The organism is Pirellulales bacterium, assembly GCA_019636335.1.
In the GTDB taxonomy this organism is placed as follows: domain Bacteria; phylum Planctomycetota; class Planctomycetia; order Pirellulales; family JAEUIK01; genus JAHBXR01.
Genome location: JAHBXR010000010.1, coordinates 194,635 through 214,223, shown reverse-complemented (window position 1 = coordinate 214,223; position 19,589 = coordinate 194,635). Strand labels below are relative to the sequence as shown.

Annotated in this window: 16 protein-coding genes; 6 read left to right on the top strand and 10 right to left on the bottom strand. The window is 63.9% G+C overall.

The features are described 5' to 3' along the window. Window positions 1-66: 66 nt before the first annotated feature. The 7 genes from KF708_12335 to KF708_12305 all read right to left on the bottom strand — a co-directional run bounded on the left by KF708_12335 (window position 67) and on the right by KF708_12305 (window position 7,284). Window positions 67-2,163, bottom strand: coding sequence for an SMP-30/gluconolactonase/LRE family protein (locus KF708_12335; protein ID MBX3413469.1), 2,097 nt, complete (start codon window positions 2,161-2,163; stop codon window positions 67-69). Beyond that, on the bottom strand, window positions 2,160-5,321 hold the full coding sequence (locus KF708_12330) for a c-type cytochrome (protein ID MBX3413468.1): 3,162 nt from the start codon (window positions 5,319-5,321) through the stop codon (window positions 2,160-2,162). The genes KF708_12335 and KF708_12330 overlap by 4 nt, the downstream gene beginning before the upstream one ends. Before the next feature lie 192 nt (window positions 5,322-5,513). Next, window positions 5,514-5,876, bottom strand: a complete 363-nt coding sequence (locus tag KF708_12325; protein ID MBX3413467.1) for a hypothetical protein — start codon at window positions 5,874-5,876, stop codon at window positions 5,514-5,516. Window positions 5,877-5,894: 18 nt separating this feature from the next. After that, entirely contained in the window at window positions 5,895-6,182 is a 288-nt protein-coding gene (locus KF708_12320; GenBank protein MBX3413466.1) for a hypothetical protein, read from the bottom strand. Window positions 6,183-6,247: 65 nt separating this feature from the next. Beyond that, window positions 6,248-6,595: a P-II family nitrogen regulator gene (locus KF708_12315; GenBank protein MBX3413465.1), complete on the bottom strand. Its 348-nt coding sequence runs from the start codon at window positions 6,593-6,595 to the stop codon at window positions 6,248-6,250. Window positions 6,596-6,727: 132 nt separating this feature from the next. Further along, complete coding sequence (locus tag KF708_12310) at window positions 6,728-7,030, bottom strand: type II toxin-antitoxin system RelE/ParE family toxin (protein MBX3413464.1); 303 nt, start codon at window positions 7,028-7,030, stop codon at window positions 6,728-6,730. Beyond that, window positions 7,027-7,284: a hypothetical protein gene (locus KF708_12305; protein ID MBX3413463.1), complete on the bottom strand. Its 258-nt coding sequence runs from the start codon at window positions 7,282-7,284 to the stop codon at window positions 7,027-7,029. Before KF708_12305 ends, KF708_12310 begins: the two co-directional genes overlap by 4 nt. Before the next feature lie 233 nt (window positions 7,285-7,517). On the opposite strand from KF708_12305, the gene KF708_12300 reads away from it, so the two are divergent. Together KF708_12300 and KF708_12295 are read left to right on the top strand one after the other, a co-directional pair. Next, on the top strand, window positions 7,518-7,928 hold the full coding sequence (locus tag KF708_12300) for a hypothetical protein (GenBank protein MBX3413462.1): 411 nt from the start codon (window positions 7,518-7,520) through the stop codon (window positions 7,926-7,928). Then, window positions 7,918-8,139: a helix-turn-helix transcriptional regulator gene (locus tag KF708_12295; GenBank protein ID MBX3413461.1), complete on the top strand. Its 222-nt coding sequence runs from the start codon at window positions 7,918-7,920 to the stop codon at window positions 8,137-8,139. The genes KF708_12300 and KF708_12295 overlap by 11 nt, the downstream gene beginning before the upstream one ends. A 106-nt stretch (window positions 8,140-8,245) precedes the next feature. Here KF708_12295 and KF708_12290 read toward each other — a convergent pair whose 3' ends face one another. Then, a complete protein-coding gene (locus KF708_12290; protein ID MBX3413460.1) occupies window positions 8,246-11,029 on the bottom strand; it encodes a zinc-dependent metalloprotease in 2,784 nt (927 codons plus the stop codon). Between the two features lie 335 nt (window positions 11,030-11,364). Here KF708_12290 and KF708_12285 point away from each other — a divergent pair, with 335 nt between their 5' ends. After that, window positions 11,365-12,426, top strand: a complete 1,062-nt coding sequence (locus tag KF708_12285; GenBank protein ID MBX3413459.1) for a phosphotransferase — start codon at window positions 11,365-11,367, stop codon at window positions 12,424-12,426. Window positions 12,427-12,446: 20 nt separating this feature from the next. On the opposite strand, the gene KF708_12280 is transcribed toward KF708_12285, so the two are convergent. Next, on the bottom strand, window positions 12,447-12,692 hold the full coding sequence (locus tag KF708_12280) for a hypothetical protein (protein MBX3413458.1): 246 nt from the start codon (window positions 12,690-12,692) through the stop codon (window positions 12,447-12,449). On the opposite strand from KF708_12280, the gene KF708_12275 reads away from it, so the two are divergent. Continuing rightward, entirely contained in the window at window positions 12,691-14,661 is a 1,971-nt protein-coding gene (locus KF708_12275) for a thioredoxin family protein (GenBank protein ID MBX3413457.1), read from the top strand. The genes KF708_12280 and KF708_12275 overlap by 2 nt on opposite strands. A gap of 141 nt (window positions 14,662-14,802) precedes the next feature. Here the strand turns inward: KF708_12275 and purM are convergent, their stop codons facing one another. Further along, the gene (gene purM / locus KF708_12270) at window positions 14,803-15,867 is read right to left on the bottom strand and encodes a phosphoribosylformylglycinamidine cyclo-ligase (protein MBX3413456.1); all 1,065 of its coding nucleotides are present in this window, start codon (window positions 15,865-15,867) and stop codon (window positions 14,803-14,805) included. 296 nt (window positions 15,868-16,163) lie between these two features. On the opposite strand from purM, the gene KF708_12265 reads away from it, so the two are divergent. Next, window positions 16,164-16,937 (top strand): cytochrome c, encoded by a 774-nt coding sequence (locus tag KF708_12265; GenBank protein ID MBX3413455.1) that lies wholly within the window; start codon window positions 16,164-16,166, stop codon window positions 16,935-16,937. 207 nt (window positions 16,938-17,144) lie between these two features. Continuing rightward, entirely contained in the window at window positions 17,145-19,217 is a 2,073-nt protein-coding gene (gene glgX, locus KF708_12260; protein ID MBX3413454.1) for a glycogen debranching protein GlgX, read from the top strand. Window positions 19,218-19,589 lie beyond the last annotated feature (372 nt).

The following is a 19,589-nucleotide window of genomic DNA, read 5'->3' as shown; positions in this document are numbered from 1 at the left end:
GTGACTATTCGCCCTCTCCGCGTCTCCTCCTCACTCCGCGTTTCCGTGTGAGCTTGTTGGGTCGGCTTACTCGACAGGGTCGCTGGGCAGGGCGTTGGCCGTGTAGTAGGCGTCCTGGTGCAGAAGCGGCAGGCCATTGGCGGCGTTTACTCCGCTGAGGCGGAAGTGGTAGACGCGCCCCGCTTCGATGCCGCTGGCCTTGAGATGCACGGTGCGGCCGTCTTCCGAAAGTTTCAGTTCCGTCACTTCGTGCTGGCGTCGGTCGATCTCGGGGGAGCCGTACGTCGACCAGTAGTGATACCTGTACGACTCGACCAGGTAACGCTTGGCCTCGAGCGCCGACGGCGCTTCGACCGGCAGAGTGAACGCCAGGTCGAAGCCGGTTGGCTCGATGTGGATCGAATGGATCTCGAAGGGCGTGTTGCCGGTGAACTTGACGAACTCGAGCGATTGGTCGCGGCCGCCGGTGCTGCCCCAGCCGCGGTTGGTGCCTCCGACGACGAGCGTGCCGTCGGGGGCAAACTCGAGTCGATTCACGCCGGAGCTGAAACCGCGCAGCATGGGGAAGCAGGCCCCCTGCATGCGGCCTTCCACTTCTTCCATCGCCACACGCAGGACCAGCGCGTTGGTGAGCTCACCCACCAGGCACTGTCCGGCGAAGGGGCCGAAGCGGCCATCGGTCGTGTCCCAGACCGGCTCCGAGGCGGAGCGGACCATGACGTAGGGGAACCAGATCGCTGGCGCGACGACGGGGGGATCGGGATAGGCGGGGTCGCCATTCTCGTCCTTGGCGTCGGCGGGCGCGTCGGACGGTTGGTTGGCGGTGGCATTGGCGAGGCCGACCTTGCCATTCCTGGGCAGCCAGATGGTGCTGGGGCGATGCCCATAGAACTCCCCCTGTCGCACTTCGGTCAGTTTGCAGACGGGAATCCATTCGCCCTGGTTGTCGGTATAGAAGAGTCGTCCGTCGGGGCTGAAGTTGACGCCGTTGGGGCTGCGGAGTCCGGTGGCCCAGGGGATCGCGCGGCCATTGGGACCGACCTTGACGACGGCACCGCGGTAGGCGGTGGGGGATTGATCGCCATGTCCCAGGTCGGCGTTCAGCGTGATGAAGAGATTGCCCGTCTTCTCTTCGCGCACGGGTCCGTAGATGTACTCGTGATAGTGCCCCGAGAGACCGAAGTCGTCGCAGACGGTGAGGAACTCGTCGGCCTCGCCGTCGCGATCGGTATCGCGGACGCGCGTGATCTCGGGGCGCTGGACGAGGAGCAGATCGTCGCCGTCGGCCAGCAGGCCCAGCACCTCGTGCAGGCCGCGGATGTAGGGGCGCCAGCGGACTTCGGCGGGATCGGCGGCCGTGGGGTTCTCGACCAGCCATACGTCGCCGCGGCGCGTGGCGACGTAGAGCGCGCCGTCGGGGCGGAAGGCGAGCCCGGCGACTTCGATCATTTCCCCTTCCGGCAAGGGAATGGGATAGTTGCGATAATAGGCCCCCTCGGGCATGTTGGGGAAATCGTCGATCAGGCGGCGCGTGAGCTGGTTGAGCAACAGCGGCGGCAGCAACGGCTCGAAGTAGAGGGACCAGTTGTCCGCCTGGTTCGAGACTTTGACGAGCAGATCGTTGCGGCCTTCGTTCAGCTTGAGCGTGACGAGATCCTGACCGGGGGCGGCTTCGCGCTTCACGTCGCGAAAGAGGAGCTGTTCTCCGTTGAGCCAGAGGGCGAGACCGTCGTCGCTGCCAAGCGAGACGCGGACGTCGATCGCGCGGGGCACGTCGATGCGGCGGTAGAGATAGACAATGGCCGCGTCGTTCTCCTTGAAACGCTTGAGCGAATTGACGCGCCCATCGGACAAGCGGATCGGCTTCCAGGCGACCTCTTGCCCCTTGCCGGGATAGCGGGCCTTGAGGTTCAAAGGTTCGGTCTCGGGAGGGTAGACCGCGGCCAGCCCTTGATCGGCGGGGAGATCGAAGGGGCCGATGATCTGCCACAACTCGGGCCATTGCGGGTAACCGCTGGCTTCGAGCGAGGCGGCGCGCGTTTCCGCCTTGGAATCTTTCTTGACGTAGACGAGATCATCGCTGGCACAAGTGCTGCCGGCCGCAAGCGCCACGAGCACACAGGCGAGGGCGAATCGATCGAAATAAAGTCGCGGCGCGATCATGGGTTGGGATGCTCCGTTTTCGCGCGCAGCTCGCGCCGCAGGGCCTCGAGCGCGGTGGGCGTGTCTTGACGCGGGCGCCACACCTCGAGATCGAGCCGAGGTAGTGCGTCTTCCTTCGTACGGGGAATGCTCAGCACGAGATCCCAGCGACCGTCGCGCTCGACGGCATGCCATTTCGATCCGGTCGGCGCGACGCGTACGGCGAACCAGGTGGCCGGCGCGGGATCGTCGAGACGCACGATCGTGTTCGCGTCGCGCGTGGGTGCTGCGCCGCTCGAGGGCTGTGGCGAGCCATCGGGCTGTTCCCACACCGGGGGCTTCGCGGATGTGCCCACGTAGAGCCAGGTCGTGTGGCCGGCAGGCGCAGTGAACTCGACGTGCCGCTCGACCCCCTGCCCTGCCGCCGATTGCACGGGCGCGATGGTCTCGGCGAAGGTGGCCGTGCCGCCGCCATCCGTTTCGTATTCGTAGCGGAACGTGGGGGCCTTCTCACCCTGCGAGTAACCGCGGAAGCGGACGCGCGACGGGTGGTACTCGCTGTCGAGCGGATGCGCCGCGCCATAGGACACGTCGCCGGCGTGGCCGCGGAAATCGGGGGGCGTGGTTGCGTCGGCCGTGATTTCCCAGGGGAAGCCCGGCGGTGAAGTCCAGTAGATCGTCCCTTCGAGCGGCGCGACTCGGCCACCGCGCTCGGTCCAGGCCGGGCTCATGTCGAGGAATCCGCCACTCCAGGCATAAGCCAGCCGGCAGGCCTGTGCGTCGAACGCCAGATGCTGCCGCGAGGGAAAACGAATCGCGATGGCGCGCGGCGTGAGGTCGGGCAGAAAGTTTCGCACGACCAGCGGGCGCGTGCTCTCGGCGAAGTAGGCCTTTTCGACCGGCACCAGCCCGTCGGGATAGTGCATCTTGCGCGAGGCGACCAGGTAGTGCCAGATGGCCTCGCGCTGCCGCGCGGGATCTCCCTGGAGGATATCTTCGTATGGACTGCGCCCTTCGAGAAACACCGTCGGCATGCGCGTGCCGGGCTGCATGCGCTGCGGGTCGGTCATCCAACGCAGAAACCACTCGTGGTTGATGCGCTCGGGCACGCCCGCCAGATCGGGGCCGCGCGTGCCGCCGCTGGCGACGCCGAGCAGGTCGTGACACTTCGTGCAGGCAAAGCCCTGCGCGCCGACCAGTTGGCGACCGGCTTCGGCCAGTTCTTCGTCGGGCGAGGGATGCTGCGGCGCACGGTGTAACTGGGTACCTTCGAGCGCCGCGAAACCTTCCACGAGCGGCGCCACGTGCGCGGCGGCGAAACGCGGCATCTGCAGCGACATCCAGGGACGTGAACGAACGCCTTCGGCGAGCACACCGTGCAAGTAGGCAGGGGTGAGCTTATCGCTCACGCCGGTGAGCGAAGGGGGAATCACCGCTTCGGCGCTTTCGGCACTTTGGATGGCCACGAGCCGACCGGCCAACTCGGTCGAAAGTCCGCCGCCGCCGTTTCGCTCGTGGCAGCCCGTGCAGTTGAAGCGCTCGAGCGCGAGCAGGGCCTGCTGGCCGGGCGCCTGCGTACCGGGCGCGCGGCTTGCCGCGGCGAGAAAGACGCGGAGATTCTCGCGGTCGAGCGTGCCGCGGAAGCGAGGAACATTCGCGGCGCGTGATGTCTTATCGACGTCGGCGCGGTCGGGGTCGGCCAGGCAGCCAACGGTAGTCGACTGCGCCATGGCCGCAAAGTCATGCTTCGCCGGTGGCGCGGTCCAAGGACCCGACGTGCCTGGCGCTTCGATCTCGTGGCAGGCGGCACAGCGTTTCGCTTCCATAGCCCGCCGGGCAAGCTCTGCGATCCGCTCATCATCATTGGTCAGTGCGTCGAAGGTTGCCAGCGATGGTCCATCGCCGCCGACGAGGGTCGAGTAAGTCGCTCGCAACTCATCGGTGTCGGGGGGCGTGGGCGAAGTCGCAGCCGCGTGCGCAGCCTCCACGGTAGCGGGACGTGCGAATAGGTACGCCGCGAGACGTTCCCGCTCGGCATCGCTCAATTGAAATGCCGGCATGAGACCGGCCGGCGCGACGGCGAGCGGATCCTGGATGAACGCGGCCAGCGATTCGGGAGTGGTTTTCTCTCGCAGGTGCGCGATGCTAACCCGGGCGGGCTGGCTGCCGTGCGATTCGTGGCAAACGGTGCAGCCCGTGCGCACGAAGAGTGTTTCTCCTTCGGCGACGCGAGGATCGGGAGGCGCGCCTTCGACGGTGGGCGCGGCGACGCTGCCCACCAGGGGCCCGCCCAACGAGGAGAGGAATCGGGCCACCGCGTAGCGCTCGATCTCCCCCTGGCGATTTTCTTCAAAGAGCTGCGGCATGACCGCCTCGGGACGCAACGCGCGCGGATCGGCCAGCCAGCGCTCGATCCACGCGGTCTGCAGACGTGCGCCGGCCGTGCTGAGCTTCGGCCCGGGGCGTTTGCCCAGCATTTGCGAAAGGGGAATCTGCGGGCTGGGGCGGTGGCACGCCACGCAGCTTTGCGCTTCGACAGTCAGCCAACCTTGTCCGAAATGATCGGCCACCGCCAGGCGTTCGTCGGTATGCCCCAGCGCATGTGGCGGCAATGGCTCGCGAGCAAAGTGATTCGACTGCCAGTAGAGCTTGAGATGCGTGGGGCCTTCGTGCGCCGCGAACTGAATGCGCAGCGGATGGTGGCCGAACGACAACTCGACCTCGGGGCCCTCGACCAGCGACGGGTTGGGCGAGCCGTCTGTCTGGAGCACGACCTGGTCGCCGACGGTCAGCGAGAGTTCCCCGCTCGATTCGGCCGAGAAGCGGTACTGCCCCGGTTGCAGCACCTCGAGCACGCCCGACCATGCTGCGTGCCAACCGTGGGCAGGCAAGCGGGCGTCGGGCGATTGCCGCGAGTTGAGTGCCATCGCGGGTAACGCTTCCATCCGTTCGACGACGGGCACATCGTTGCCATCGACTCGATAGGTAGCTCGCAGGCCCGGGCGACGGAGCGTCTCGCCCTCTTCTGCAGCATCAGCATCCTCCCCGGCGCGCGCGAGCGTGGGAAGCCACCACAGTGCGAGCACACCTGCCAGAAACGGCAAGTAGAACCAGGTGGATCTGGCCCAGAGGTGCGCGGCCGGCAAGCGATGCGTGGGGGCGTTTTCGGTGGCGGACATGAAGCGGCGGTTGCCGAAGTGGGGCGAGGCGGGTCAGGCGATGCAGTCGCCGCAGGAAACGCGGGCGGGAGGCGGTTCGGGCGACCGAGCCCCATGATAGTTGGCCCCGGCAAGACCCACAATTGGCCGCGAAAGACGTAGACTCGGCGTCCAGAAACGCCGCGCGCTGCACCGCACAGGATGGGCGTGATTCTAAGACGCGGCGCCGTATTGCCGCAGCAATTCGTCGGCCTGCGCATGCATCTGGCCGCGCGTGAGCACCTGGTCGCAGCCGGCGTCGCTGGCCGCCTGCAAGGCTCCTGCGTGGACGTGCGGGCCGAAGGCGAAGATCAACTCGGGCGCTTGGTCCGCAGAGCGCAGTTTGGAGACGACTTCGGCGACGTCGAGCCCCGCGGTGGTCAGATCGATGACCACGAGTCGCGGTGTCGTCGTGGCGATCAGATCGAACAGTCGAGCGGCGCTCATCGCCGTGGCCAAGGGAACGCCCGCGCGAGCCGCGGCGCCGGCGAGACGCGAGGACGTGCCGAGATCGGAGCTGAGACAAACTACTGACATGGGACCCACACCGCCGGACTATTCATACTGCGCCAACGCATCATCTAAGATGCGAACCAAATGCAGTCCACTGCTGTGGCCCCACTTCTCGTCATAGCAGCCGAGTTCGAATTGTCGCATGCTTTCGTGAGTAAAATGGTCGTTTGTTCCAACCAGGAATTCGGGAATGTTGTGGATTGCATCCATAAGATCGAAGAGATGCTCATCCGGCAGGCGTCGTTCACCGGTGGAATGCAATCTGACAAAGAGTGCAACCATGCGAATGACTTCCAAGTAGGCCCTTGTCAGTCGATCATGGGTCTTCATGCAGTAATCTCAGCCGTGACTGGTGTTCCGCATGGCAACGCAGCGGCTAATCAGGGAGTGGGGTTTTACACTGCGCCCGGGCCGCGGATCGGCTCGCTGATTTGAATCGTTTCCTCGGCCGGCATGACGAAGATCTTGCCGTCGCCGATGGTGCCGTCGGGGCCGGTGCGGGCCACCGAGGTGATGACCTCGATCGTGCGTTCGACGAAGTCGTCGTTGAGCATGATCTCGAGCGCGATCTTGCGGAGCAGGTTCGTCTTGTACTCGAGGCCACGGTACATTTCGGTCCGTCCGCGCTGCCGCCCGTAGCCTTGCGCATCGCAGACGGTCATACGCTCGACGCCGATCTTGGCGAGCGCTTCTTTCACCGCGTTGAGCTTGGTCGGCTGGATAATGGCGATGAGCAGTCGCAACGCACGCACCTCCACGGGATCGCTCCGGTCGCAGCTTACACGAGCCTGCGCCGCTCAGGATACACCGTTGCGCACAGGGAGGCAAAGGCGGAGACTTGTCGTACGTGTCCAGATCTCGGCCAAACCTTCGGATCAGCGTTTTCGCTGAGCCAGCAGCGATTCTATATCGCGCGCACCATGAACGACATGCGCAATATCCACTCCCGTAGGAGTCGGAAGGTAGAGGATAACATACCGACCTTCTTGCCAGATTCGCAGCCCCGGATGCAAATCGTTGCGCAGCGAACCAAGCTCGGGGAATTCGGCAAGCCGCTGAAAGTGGTCGAAGAGACGGTCGATCAGCCGGTCGGCCGCAGCTCGGCTTTCAGACGCGATGTAAGCGTGGACTGCTTGCAGGTCGCTCCTGGCTTGTGGCGAAATTCGAAAGCATTTCACTGCTGCGGCTCTTTCGCCGTAGAAACTTGTCCAAGGATGTCCGTGATGAAACGGCTCCGATCGTTGGGGCCGTATTCGATTCCTTCACCTCGTTCAAGCTGCTCGACGCCAGCTTTGAGCTTACTCAGCACTCCCTGTCGCGAGCGTAGCAGTTCGATCGCTTCATCGATCAATTCCTGCTCCGTGGCATAATGCCCGCTTGCGAGCTCCTCGCGGACGAAGTCTCGATGCTCCGGCGAGATGTCGATGCTCATCGTGCCTCCAGCGCAAATTACAAACTGCCTGTCTAGCTATTCTATCCATTCCAAGCGAGTCAAGCCATTTGAGATTCGGTCCCGCGGATCTCGAACTGCGGCGAGCGGCAACCATCCCAACACGCGGTCATGTCCTGAAGAGTGTCAAATAGACTTGATATCGAGAATGTCTGGTTTATTGTACATTCCGAACGCCGCCGTAGAGGACTCGCTCGAACTGTAGGGAGGTCGCCATGAGTGTGTCGGAAAAAGCTGCCTGGATGCAATTGATCGTGTGTTTGGCGGCGATCGCCGTCGTGACGCTGCTCCTTCCCTGGCTGGGGCACCGTGCAACCGCGGGCTTTGCGCTATTGGCCCTGGTCACGTTGAGCGCCGTTTTTTATCGGCGAAGAGGCAATCGAATCGTCGTTGACGAGCGAGACATGGAAATCGAGCGGAGAGCGACGAGCGTGGCTGTGGGGACCACCTGGGTAGGACTCATCACCGTGTTGGCATCCGCCGGCATGTGGTCGAACTACTCTGGGGTCCATTCCGTCTCGACCGTGTTGCTGAATTGGCTGATCTGGCTCCAGTTTGTGGCCTGCTTCGGCATCAAAGCCATTGCCTCGATCGTCCTGTATCGGAGCCAACAACATGCCGCGTAGGCGCGAGCCGAAGTTGACGAATCGAGTTCGAGAGTTGCGCAGCGCCAAAAATGGAATGACGCAGCAAGACCTGGCTGACCGCGTGGGCGTGACACGGCAGACCATCGTCGCGTTGGAAGGGGGCGCCTATACTCCGTCTCTGGCCTTGGCGCTGCGCATCGCCAGAGAGTTCGGCAAGAAGACCGAAGACGTCTTCCGGCTGGAGGAATAACATTCGCCAACCGGAAGACGGCATCGAGCGCACATGCCTCCCCGGACTACCGTGAAGGCATGGCGCCAAATTTTCGCTCTGACAAGGCGCTACGGACGGATGTCGTTTACGGTCGGCTGAGTTGCAGTTGCGCGTCGAGCACCTTCCCGATGCGCTGCGCGCTTTCTTTCAGGTGCGCCTTCGAGTAGGTGTCGAGCTTGACGTCGGCCGCCAGGACGGCGTCGAGCTTGCCCTTCAGCTCTTCGAGTTGCAGGTAGGCCACGGTCTGGCAATCTTGCGGGGCGTATGAGTTGCCCATCGCCAGGTCGCTCAGACGCTTGAGGTAGATACGCTGCAGGTTGCGGCGCAGGCTGCTCACGGCCGGCTTGCGGTTGGTGAACTCTCCGCTGGGGGTGGAATTCACCTCGGCGAAGATCGCCGCCGTCAGACGTTCGATCAACTCGGCTGTGGTCAGCGCGTCCTGGTCGGCCGGCACCTTCAATTCCGAGTCGTGCAAACGCTCGAGCGTCAGCGACGACATGAGCTGCGACAGGATGCGCTCCTGCCACATCGAGATCACCTCGTGCGCCGGCAGATCGAGGCGGATCGGGCTGTTCATGCCCCAATGGTTCCACCGCGAGGCCGCCATGTAGTTGTACAGCTCGGGCGGGAAGTTGAAGGGCTTGTCGCTGAAGACCTGCTCTTCGACCAACGCCAGCGCGTCGCGCTGCTTGGCCACCTCGACCACCTGGAACGGCGGCCGGGCGTTCGCGTCTCCCTTGTGGTCGCGGTTCACGTACAGACCCCCCACGTAGCGCGACGCGAAGTGCATCGCGCGGCCGTGGTTGCCCAGCAGGATGCCGAACGCCTGGCGCGCCTTCTGGTAGCCTTCGCCATCCTTGGTCACGTCGTTGACGACGTCGGGCCAGAGCTCGGCGATGAGCTTGGCACGCAGCTTGGCGTACTCGACCGGGTCCTTGCCCATGTCGAAGCGGTTCGACAGCGGGTCGGGATCGATGCCGCGGGTGTCCTCATCGGTGGCATAGGCCAACTGCGGCTCGGCGGCACGCGAGGCGATCTTCTTCAACTCTTCGACTTCGCTCTCGGTCGAGCCGGAGAGGGGCTTGTAGCCATACTCGATGGCCCACATGTCGTAGGGACCGATCGTCGTGGAGAAGTAATCCCCCTGCTTCACCCCCTCGGGCATGATGTTGGCGGGGGAGTAGTCCATCACCGAACCGGTGAGACCCGTCTCCTTGGTCTTCTCGGTATCGTTCAGCTCTTCGAGCGTGTAGATCGTGCTCGACTTGAAGTTGTGACGCAGGCCGAGCGTATGGCCGACCTCGTGCATGGTGACTTCCTTGAGTCCCTGCATGAGCATCTTCTCTTCGGCCGCGGGGTCGCTCTTGGCGGCGGCACGCAGCGTGGCCACGGCCGAGCCCAGGGCCAGTTCCTTCGAGAAGCCGTCGTGCAGCTCGCAGCGATGGGCATGGCCCGAATGACGCAGGTGCTCGGGCAGCTTGGCCTGTTCTTCCTGGTAGGTCTGAAGGTCGAGCGCTCCGCCCGTCATACGCGAGATCGTCTCGGCCGTGAAGGTTTCATATTCCTGCTTCCAGAACTGGATGAAGTCGGCATCGAAGATGATGTCGGCGTCCAGGATCTGACCGTTCGTCGGATTGACGCGGCTGGGGCCCATGGCAAAGCCGGCGCTCGAGGTGATCCAGCGGAAGGTGTTGTAGTTGATGTCTTCCGGATCCCACGTATCCCCCTGTTCCTGCTGACGGACTTCGATCGCGTCGATGAAGCCGGCCTTGGCGAAGGCCTTGTTCCACTCGGTGATGCCATCCTTGATCGGCTTGCGATACTTGAACGGAATCGTCTTCTCGAGATAGAAGATGATCGGTTCCTTCGGCGGGGACATGTCGGCCGAGGGATCCGCCTTCTGCAGGTCCCAGCGGTTGATGTACCGCACGAAGCGATCGTCGTTCCCCTTCTTCGAGTAGTCCTTCAACACGGTGAGGAAGTAGCCCACGCGGTCGTCGGCCAGACGGGGCTTGTAGCTGTTCTGCGGCAGCAGGCTGATCGAGTAGTGGACGTTGATCGTCACGCCGCGGCTGTCGGGCACGGTGTCGAAGTTGGCCGAGCCCCCCGAGGCGTAGGTCGCCGCCACTTCGATTTCGACGTTCTTTTCGAAACCCTTCACGGCGGCCCAGGTCGACTTGTTCTGGGCGAAGCCGAAGCCCGGCAGCGAGCGCGAGATCTGCGGCAGATCGCTCATGAAGATTGGCGTGAGATCGACGACTGTGCCCCCCGAGGGGCTGGTCGTGACCGTGGGCAGGCTGAACAGCACGCTGTCCGTGTAGGCCAGCGAGACGGCGCGCTCTTCGGGGCTCCCCTTGTCGGCGCGGAAGCGGACGTTGCGCCGCACGACGTGGACGTTGTCTTCCACCTTGCGGAATTGCCAGACCCAATCGTCACCGAAGCCCCAGCTCATGCCCCCCAGGAGATCGCCTTCGCCGATACCCTTGGCGATGGAGATGAGCACGATGAAGTCGCGGTCGAAGTGGTTCGACTTCAACTCGGCCAGCAGCTTGCCGTCCTTCTGATAGAGCTTGATCAGGCTGGGATCGGCCGTCGGTTTGGCGTCCTTCATCACGTCGGCAAAGGGGGGATACTTCGGCTTGTCTGCCGGCTTCGATTCGCCCCCCGAGGAACGCGAGTCGGAACCTTCGCCCGCCGCCACCGTCGCAGGGGACAAGGCTTGGGTCTCTGGCTTGCTGCCTTCGGCAGCGTCGGTCGGCTTGTCTTCGGCGCCGGCCATCGTCGATGTGAGCAACGTTAGTGAGATACCGAGCGCCGCGATCAGTCCATTTCGGCCCGTGACGCGCATCGAACGCAGAGAGTAGAGCATCAGTCGAGTCTCGCAGGTGGGGAGCGTTGGGGTGCGCGGTCCAGGCTCAGCCAGGCGACCACGCCCCGAGGAACCTTGAAACTAGCACGCCCGCAAATACTTCGCAAATTACCGCGTCGATGTAGCCAAAACGCCACGTTCGACCGGCCGGGTGGTTTGGGCGTGCTGGGGGTAAACCTATAGTCTCGTAAACTATACGAGACGGAAGCGCGCAAGGTTTAACAGTCTCTGGTTGTATACCTGTGGTGTCTCCGCCCCTGCGCGGTCGTTCTCCCCTGCACGACCCGCACGATCGGAACCGCCAGGGGGGAACGCCGTTACAGGCGACGCGCGTCATGAAGCTACCCGATCCCTCCCCCGTTCTCGACGCGTACTCCCCGCTCGCAAGGGGCGCGCGGGTTGAGTTCCTCGGGCAGGCGGGGGGCCTGAGCGGGGCGGTCTTTTGGCGCGTGCGGACCCCCGTGGCGGTGCTTTGCCTGCGGCGCTGGCCGCGCGAACATCCCACGCGGCGGCGGCTCGACTGGATCCACGCCGTGCTGACGCATGCCGCCGGTCGGGGCATCGATTTCCTGCCCGTTCCCCTAGCGACGTCGCGGGGGGAAACGATTGTCGAGCGGGACGGGCACCTATGGGAGCTCGCCCCGTGGCTACCGGGCCGTAGCGATTTTGCCGCCCAGCCGACCGTCGAGCGACTGGAAGCAGCGCTCGCAGCCTTGGCGAGATTCCACATCGCGGTGGCCGATTTTCCGACGAATGCGCCTCGGATCGGCCCCGCGCCGGGCATTGCTGCTCGACTTGAACAGGCGAGCAAGCTCGCGGCCGAAGAACTCGACCAGCTTTCGGCGGCCATCGCGGACCACGACTGGCCGGAGCTTGTGGAACGCGCCCGAGGCATCGTGGCGGCGTTGAAGGCCCCCCTGCCCCGGGTTCGCCCGACGTTACAGCAAGTCCGCGAACGATCGGTGCCGCTGGCCCCCTGCCTGCGCGATATCTGGCACGAAAACGTCCTCTTCGAGGGGGAGCACGTGACGGGGATCGTCGATTTCGGGGCGATGCGGGTCGATAGCGTCGCGACCGACGTGGCGCGACTGTTGGGCAGCATGGCGGTCGATGATCTGCCGAAGTGGCGGGCAGGACTGGCGGCCTATCAACAGGTGCGTCCCCTCTCGCACGACGAGTCCGAGCTGGTAGCCGCCTACGACGCGAGTGGCGTTTTGCTCGCTGGCGTTCACTGGCTACGGTGGCTTTATGTCGAGGGGCAGACGTTCGACGATCGGCCTCGAGTGCTAGCTCGCCTGGATCACTTCCTGGGGCGCCTGACGAGACTAGCGCAAGTCGACGCTGCGCCAGTCGCGGCGCTAGCGGTGCAATCCTTGCAACGGCCAGTCGTAAGCTAGGTGAACCGATCGGCTTGCGATTACGTATAACCGCCGAAGTTGACGTTTCGCCTGCCGATATATGAGTTGATCCGCGCGGGATTGTGGCGTCCGGACGACGTGTCGAGCTTGCGCGAAGGGATGATGCCGAACTCATTACCGCGGAAGCAGTTCGCTGCGCCCGCGCAGCGTTGACCGTCTGCCGAGAGTAGAAATAGAATAGGGCGGCAGAATTTGCCGTTTGGCGAGGCCAGATCGAGCTCGAACCTAGGGGATTTGGGATCCATGCGACGATTCGTACCTTTCGCCCTGGTGTGGAGCTTGGGTGTCTTGGCCCTGGCCAGCCTGCTTCCTTCGCCGCTGCTGGCCTATCAATTTCCGGGAGAGGAAGAGTCTCCCATCAAGGTCTCGGCGCAGTTCACCGCCGCGACGGCCGATCAACCGGCCAAACTGTTCATCACGGCCAAGATCGCCGAGCCGTGGCACATCTACTCGATCACGCAGAAGAAGGGGGGCCCGCTTCCGACGAAGATCACGCTGGCTCCGTCCGATGCCTACCTGGTTGACGCGGAGTTCCGTGCCTCGCCGGCTCCAGAGAAGCGGACCGAGCCAGATCTCTACGGCGACCTGGTGATCGAGGAGCACACGGAAGAGGTCACCTGGTGGGCGCCGATCGAGTTCGCCAATGGCATCGATCCGCGGGCCCTGACGATCAACGGAAAAATCAATGTGCAGGCATGCAACGACGAGTCATGCCTGCCGCCGAAGAACTATTCCTTCACGGCCGTGCTGGGAGATGGTGTCGAGGTCGAGGAGGAAGCTCCCGACGCGGTCGCTGCCGACGGCGCCTCGATCGGCATGCCACCTGTGGGGCCTGCGGCGCCGACCTTCGATCCGAATCAACTCCAGATCGTCGGCGATGATGAACTGGCGAACATGCCGATCTGGCTCGCCCTGTGCGCCGGTCTCGCCGGCGGCATGCTGTTGAATCTCATGCCCTGCGTGCTGCCGGTGATCGGGCTGAAGATTTTGGCCTTCGTCGAGCAGAGCCACCATCAACGCTCGAAGGTCTTGCTGCTCAACGTCTGGTACTCGCTGGGTCTGCTGTCGGTGTTCATGATTCTCGCCTCGCTGGCTGTCTTCGCCGGCTTCGGCTGGGGGCAGTTGTTCACGCTGCCCGAGTTCAACGTGGTGCTGGCGGGGGTTGTGTTCGCGATGGCTCTGAGCTTCTTGGGAGTATGGGAGATTCCCATCCCCGGCTTTGCGGGGGGCACGAAGGCCCATGAGCTTTCGTCGCAAGAAGGGGCCTTCGGCGCATTCACCAAGGGGGCCATCACGACGGTTCTAGCCACGCCCTGCACGGGACCCTTTCTCGGCACGGCCCTGGCCTGGGCGATTCGGCAGCCGGCCTACCTGACTTACGCGGTGTTCGCCAGCGTGGCGCTGGGCATGGCCAGTCCCTACCTGCTGATCGGGATGTTTCCACGGTTCATCCGCTGGCTGCCCAAGCCAGGCGCGTGGATGGATACGTTCAAACAACTGATGGGCTTCGTGCTGCTGGCCACGCTCGTCTACTTGTTCTCGTTCATTCAAACCTGGTACATGGTGCCGACGTTCGCCCTGCTGATGGGCATCTGGCTGGCCTGCTGGTGGATCGGCCGTACGCCGGGCTATGCACCGCTGCCCGCGCGCGTGCGAGCCTGGGCCGAGGCCGTGGCCGTGGTCAGCGTCGTGGCGTTTCTGTCCTTCACCTGGCTGGGTGAAGAGATGCGCGGCCGTTTCGCCCTGACGGTCGATCGTGAGATTGCGGCCCGGGTCGGCTCGGAAGGCATGGTGCCTGTCGCCAGCAACCACGCCGGGCTCGCCTGGCAACCCTTCACGCGGGCCAACTTCGACCGCCTCGTAAGCGAGAATAAAACGGTGCTGGTCGACTTCACCGCCGATTGGTGCCTGGTGTGCAAGACGCTCGAGGCCACCGTGCTCAGCACCGACGAGGTACGCAAGGTCGTTGACACGAATCAGATCGTGCCGTTGCAGGCCGACTGGACGCACCAGGCGCCGGAAGTCACTGAGATGCTGACGCAACTCGGCAGCAAGCAGGTGCCCGTGCTGGCGATCTTCCCGGCCGGACGTCCTAACAGCCCCATCGTGTTACGCGACACCTACACGACGAACAAATTGCTCGCGGCGCTGGAAGAGGCGGGCCCATCGAAGGGGGCTGGTCCCGCGGCATCGACGGCCATGAATCGGCCGTAATCGACGACGGCAGCGGTGCGTGTGCCATGCCCTCACCGTACGCGGGGTGGGCATGTGATCGACGCTCGAACGCATGGCCACCCGGAGTACCGTGAGGCCATGGCACCCTGAAATGAAAATCTAATCAGCAAATCGGCGCGTTTAGCTGCGCCACGCGACGCCGCGCTCGCCGGAATGCACCTGGCCGATCGTCCAGCTTTCCAGGCCGAAGTCGGCCAACTGGTGGCGGATGCTCTCGGCGTAATAAGGGCTGACGACAAAGACCAGCCCCACACCCATGTTGAACACCTGGGCCATTTCCTCGTCGGGCACTTCGCCCAGCCGCTGCAGCCAGGGGAAGACGGGCTGAATTGTCCAACTGCCGCGCTCGATCACCGCGCGGATCCCCGCGGGCAGGATGCGTTCGAGATTTTCAAATAACCCGCCGCCGGTGATGTGCGCCAGACCGTGGACGACCGACTTCACGCGATAGTGGTTCAACACGGCGCGGACGGCACGCGCGTAAATGCGCGTGGGGGTGATGAGCGTTTCGCCGACGGTGGCGCCGAGTTCTTCGATAGGATCTTCCACGGCGAGGCCGGCTGCCTCGAAGACGATCTTCCGCGCCAGGCTGTAGCCGTTCGAGTGCAGGCCCGACGACGCCACGCCGATCAGCACGTCCTCGGCCGCGATGGCCCGTCCATCGATGACGCGGCGACGATCGACCACGCCGACGCAGAAGCCGGCCAGGTCGTAATCGCCGCGGGAGTACAGGTCGGGCATGATGGCGGTCTCGCCGCCAAGCAGCGCACAGTCGGCCTCGACGCACCCCTGGCTGATGCCCGAGACGATTTGTTCGAGCAGCGTCGGGTCGTCGTGTGACATGGCGACATAATCGAGAAAGAAGAGGGGTTCGGCCCCGCAACAGAGAGCGTCGTTGATGCTCATCGCCACGAGATCGATGCCGACCGTATCGTGCCGGCCGCAGAGCTGAGCCACCTTGAGCTTCGTGCCGACGCCGTCCGTGCAGGAGACGAGGACGGGATCTTCGTAGCGCCGCGCAAAGAGCGAGCTAGCGAAGTCGAGCTGAAATAGCCCGGCAAAGCCACCATCCAGCGGCAGCACGCGGGGCGTATGGGTGCGACGGAGCAAGGCAGGCAGCCGGGCCATCGACTGGCGATAGACGTCGAGATCGACCCCGGCGTCCTTGTAAGTCAATTTCGCCATTGGCTTTGACCGCCTCCTGCTGCGAAGTGGAACGCGATTCTAGGAAGCGCGCCCTTCGATTGTCAACGCACCGGACGGCCCCGCGGGGGTAACAAAAAGTGGTCAGTGGTCAGTGGGCAGTGGGGCCCGATACCCCGGGTGTTGCTCGGGGCTACCCTTGGTCTGCCCTTCGGGGCGAAGGGGAGTTCGCTTGCGGCGCGTCGTCGGGGCTGCGAAACTTGTGTTGCCTGGGTCGTGCTTTCCTCCGACCCGATAGTTCGGCAGAGCATGGTTCCTTCTTCTTGGGAGACTCGTCTGTGAAATCGGTGTCGATGCGAGTTGGCGCGGTCGTGGCCACGATGTTGGTGCTTGGCGCGGCTGGGGCCGTGGTGTGGGCGGCCGATCCTCCGGCGGCTCCGGCAACTTCGACCTATGCCCCGGCCGAGGACTTGATCGCGCAGGTGAACGCCTCGATCAAAGATCTCGAAGAAGCCCTAAGCTCGGCCGACGACTTTGAAGTCAAGCAGACGCGCGTCAAGCGAGAGGCGAACACGCTGGCTGCCCTGGGACTGGTGCTGGCCTGGCACGACACCGATCACCCGCTCAAGAACGTGGCGCCGGCGCTCGTGCCCGCGGCGCAGAAGCTGGCCGCCGCCAAGTCGCTCGACGAGGCGCAGCCTGCCCTAGCGGGGGTGCAGTCCGTCCTTGCTGGTAGTAGCGAGAAGAGCGATCCGCCGGCCTGGGGCAAGGTCGCCAGTCTGGGAGCCCTGATGAAGCAGGTCACGTTCGTCAACAGCCGACTGCGTCGCAACGTGACCGGCAGTCGTTTTGCGATGCAGGCGAACGATACGGCCCGCTATGCCGCCCTGTTGGCGGCGATCGCGCAGGCGACACAATACGACACGCACGAGGTCAAGGACGAAGCCCAATTGCCCCAATGGTACGACTACAGCATTGCCATGCGCGATTCGGCGGGTCGCATCAATGCCGCGGCAAAAGCGGGAGATCAAGATGCGGCCAAGGCCGCTTTGGGGGATCTGGACAAGAGCTGCAGCGGCTGCCACAAGACGTTTCGCGTCGAAGGCCAGTAGTGGTCCGCGCCGCGAACCGCTCGATGCGGCAGCCTCGCGCGCATTGGCCGATTTCGCCTGATCTGCACTTCCTACACGCCCCGCAGGGCGCGAACTTCACACGGGAAAAAGGCTGCCTTTCCCGCGCGAAGCCGGCGCTTCGCGCGCCAGGGGGTGGTATTCTTGCTCATGGCAACGAGCATCTTGAGACCGTCTGAGTTCCTTGGCATGCCCCTGGCGCACCCAGCCCTGCAATTCAATCATCCGCTGCCCTATGGGCCGCTCTTGCACGATGGTGGAGTGCAGTTCGTCGTCTTCAGCCGTTCGGCCACGGCGATGCGGGTGCTGCTCTACGATCACGTCGACGACCGCGAGCCGGTCGACATCATTCAGTTCGATCCCCAGACCGATCGTTGGGGAGATATCTGGAGCGTGTTCGTCCCAGGCATCGGCGCCGGCCAACTCTATCACCTGCAAGCCGACGGGCCGTTCGATCCCGATCGCGGGCACCGCTTCGACGGGCGCGCGCGTTTGATTGATCCCTACGCACGCGCGCTCGCCGGCGAATTTCTGCCGGCCGACGATCGTGTGATTCGACCGCCCAAGTGCGTCGTGGTTGATGAATCGTTCGACTGGCAGGGAGATCGCCACCTGCGACGCAGCCTTTCGGAGACGATCATCTACGAGATGCACGTGCGCGGTTTTACGGCCTCGCCGTCGAGCGAAGTCGATCAGCCGGGCACGTACCTGGGCGTGATCGACAAGATTCCGTACCTCAAGTCGCTCGGCGTCACGGCGGTCGAATTGATGCCGGTACACGAGTTTCCGATCTACAACTGCTGGGGTCATCAGGACGATCGTCCCAACTACTGGGGCTACGACCCGATGGCCTTCTTCTCGCCGCACCGTGGGTACGCGGCGAGCAAGACGCCCGGCGCGCAGGTCAACGAGTTCAAGCAGATGGTGCGAGCGTTGCACCAGGCCGGCATCGAGGTGATTCTCGATGTCGTCTACAACCACACGGCCGAAGGCAACGAACTCGGCCCGACGCTGTCGTTCAAGGGGCTCGAAAACCGCGTCTACTACATGCTCGAGAACGGCGGCGGTCGTTACCGCAATTTCTCGGGCTGCGGCAACACGGTGAACGGCAATCACCCGATCGTCCGCGAGATGATCTTCCACAGCCTCCGCCACTGGGTGCTGAACTATCACATCGACGGGTTCCGCTTCGACCTGGCTTCGATCTTGAATCGCAATCGCAGCGGCGAGCTGGTGCCGAATCCCCCGCTCGTCGAGGCGATTGCCGAAGATCCGCTGCTCGCCGATACGAAGATCATCGCCGAGGCGTGGGATGCGGCCGGGGCCTACCAGGTCGGTTCCTTCTCGAACATGCGTTGGGCCGAGTGGAATGGCCATTACCGCGACGATCTGCGCCGTTTCTGGCGCGGCGACTCGCACATGGTGGGGGCCCTGGCCACACGTCTGGCGGGCTCGAGCGATTTGTACGAAAAGAGCGGTCGCCGCCCCTACCACAGCATCAACTTCATCACGTCGCACGACGGTTTTCCGCTGAACGACCTGGTGAGCTACGCCGTCAAGCACAACGAGGCCAACGGCGAAGGCAATCGCGACGGCGACAACAACAATCACAGCGACAACTACGGTTTCGAAGGCCCCACGCAACGCAAGGGGGTCGAGCAGGTTCGTGCCCGGCAGATTCGCAACATGCTGGCCTCGCTGCTGCTGAGCAACGGCGTGCCGATGCTGCTGTTTGGCGACGAGTGTCGCCGCACGCAGCGTGGCAACAATAACGCGTACTGCCAGGACAATGAAATCTCGTGGTTCGATTGGAGCCTGATCGGGGCGAACGCCGATCTCGTCCGCTTCGTGCAGATATTGATCGAGTTCCGCAAGAATCAGCCGTCGCTTCGCAGCACGCGCTTCCTGCGTGGCGAGCCGCGCGGTCCGGGAGCCCTGCCCGACGTCGGCTGGTACAGCCCCAACGGCAACTACATCGACTGGGACTGTGTCGGCCATAGCCTGGCATGTCTGCTGGGGGCGCCTCGCCCCGAAGCCGGCCGCCGTTCGGGGAACGATATTCTGATCTTCTTCCACGGCGGACGCATGCCGCAGGATTTCGTCTTCCCGAAGCTGGCCTTCAACTTGAACTGGCGTCTGTTCATCGACACGGCGGCAGAATCGCCCAAAGATGTCTATCCCGGCATCGATGGCCCCGAGGCTCCCGCCAGCGGACGCATTACGCTCAGCGATCGCTCGCTCGTCTGCTACGTAGCGACTTGATCGCGCGGTGAATGGCTCCTGTTAAGCCCTGACGGTCGCAGCGCGGTCAACGATTCCGTTCCGGCGTGCGATCGGGTTGACTTGCGCGACGGCTGCACGCCTTATAAGTGGGGCATCTTGCGCCGCAAGCGAAATCTCTCCGAGCGACACACCGTGCCGATCCTGCAAGCACGGCAATCGGCGACCGCAACTTCTCGGGATTTGCCGCACGAACGTGCTTCACGCTGATAGTCCGCCCTCCGTCCGTCGACAATGGAAGAAGATCGCGGGACGGGGGGCGGCAGGCTCTCAAGGAATGGACCCGGTCACGGAACGACCGGTGATGAAAAGTCTTCGCAACCCGCAAACTCTCGACGCGGGCCGAGACTGCTT

What these genes read in the sequence shown, in the direction of transcription:
- KF708_12335 (MBX3413469.1), bottom strand. Translation starts at nt 2,163, where the DNA reads ATGATCGCGCCGCGACTTTATTTCGATCGATTCGCCCTCGCCTGTGTG.
- KF708_12330 (MBX3413468.1), bottom strand. Translation starts at nt 5,321, where the DNA reads ATGTCCGCCACCGAAAACGCCCCCACGCATCGCTTGCCGGCCGCGCAC.
- KF708_12325 (MBX3413467.1), bottom strand. Translation starts at nt 5,876, where the DNA reads ATGTCAGTAGTTTGTCTCAGCTCCGATCTCGGCACGTCCTCGCGTCTC.
- KF708_12320 (MBX3413466.1), bottom strand. Translation starts at nt 6,182, where the DNA reads ATGAAGACCCATGATCGACTGACAAGGGCCTACTTGGAAGTCATTCGC.
- KF708_12305 (MBX3413463.1), bottom strand. Translation starts at nt 7,284, where the DNA reads ATGAGCATCGACATCTCGCCGGAGCATCGAGACTTCGTCCGCGAGGAG.
- KF708_12300 (MBX3413462.1), top strand. Translation starts at nt 7,518, where the DNA reads ATGAGTGTGTCGGAAAAAGCTGCCTGGATGCAATTGATCGTGTGTTTG.
- KF708_12295 (MBX3413461.1), top strand. Translation starts at nt 7,918, where the DNA reads ATGCCGCGTAGGCGCGAGCCGAAGTTGACGAATCGAGTTCGAGAGTTG.
- KF708_12290 (MBX3413460.1), bottom strand. Translation starts at nt 11,029, where the DNA reads ATGCTCTACTCTCTGCGTTCGATGCGCGTCACGGGCCGAAATGGACTG.
- KF708_12285 (MBX3413459.1), top strand. Translation starts at nt 11,365, where the DNA reads ATGAAGCTACCCGATCCCTCCCCCGTTCTCGACGCGTACTCCCCGCTC.
- KF708_12275 (MBX3413457.1), top strand. Translation starts at nt 12,691, where the DNA reads ATGCGACGATTCGTACCTTTCGCCCTGGTGTGGAGCTTGGGTGTCTTG.
- KF708_12280 (MBX3413458.1), bottom strand. Translation starts at nt 12,692, where the DNA reads ATGGATCCCAAATCCCCTAGGTTCGAGCTCGATCTGGCCTCGCCAAAC.
- purM (MBX3413456.1), bottom strand. Translation starts at nt 15,867, where the DNA reads ATGGCGAAATTGACTTACAAGGACGCCGGGGTCGATCTCGACGTCTAT.
- glgX (MBX3413454.1), top strand. Translation starts at nt 17,145, where the DNA reads ATGCCCCTGGCGCACCCAGCCCTGCAATTCAATCATCCGCTGCCCTAT.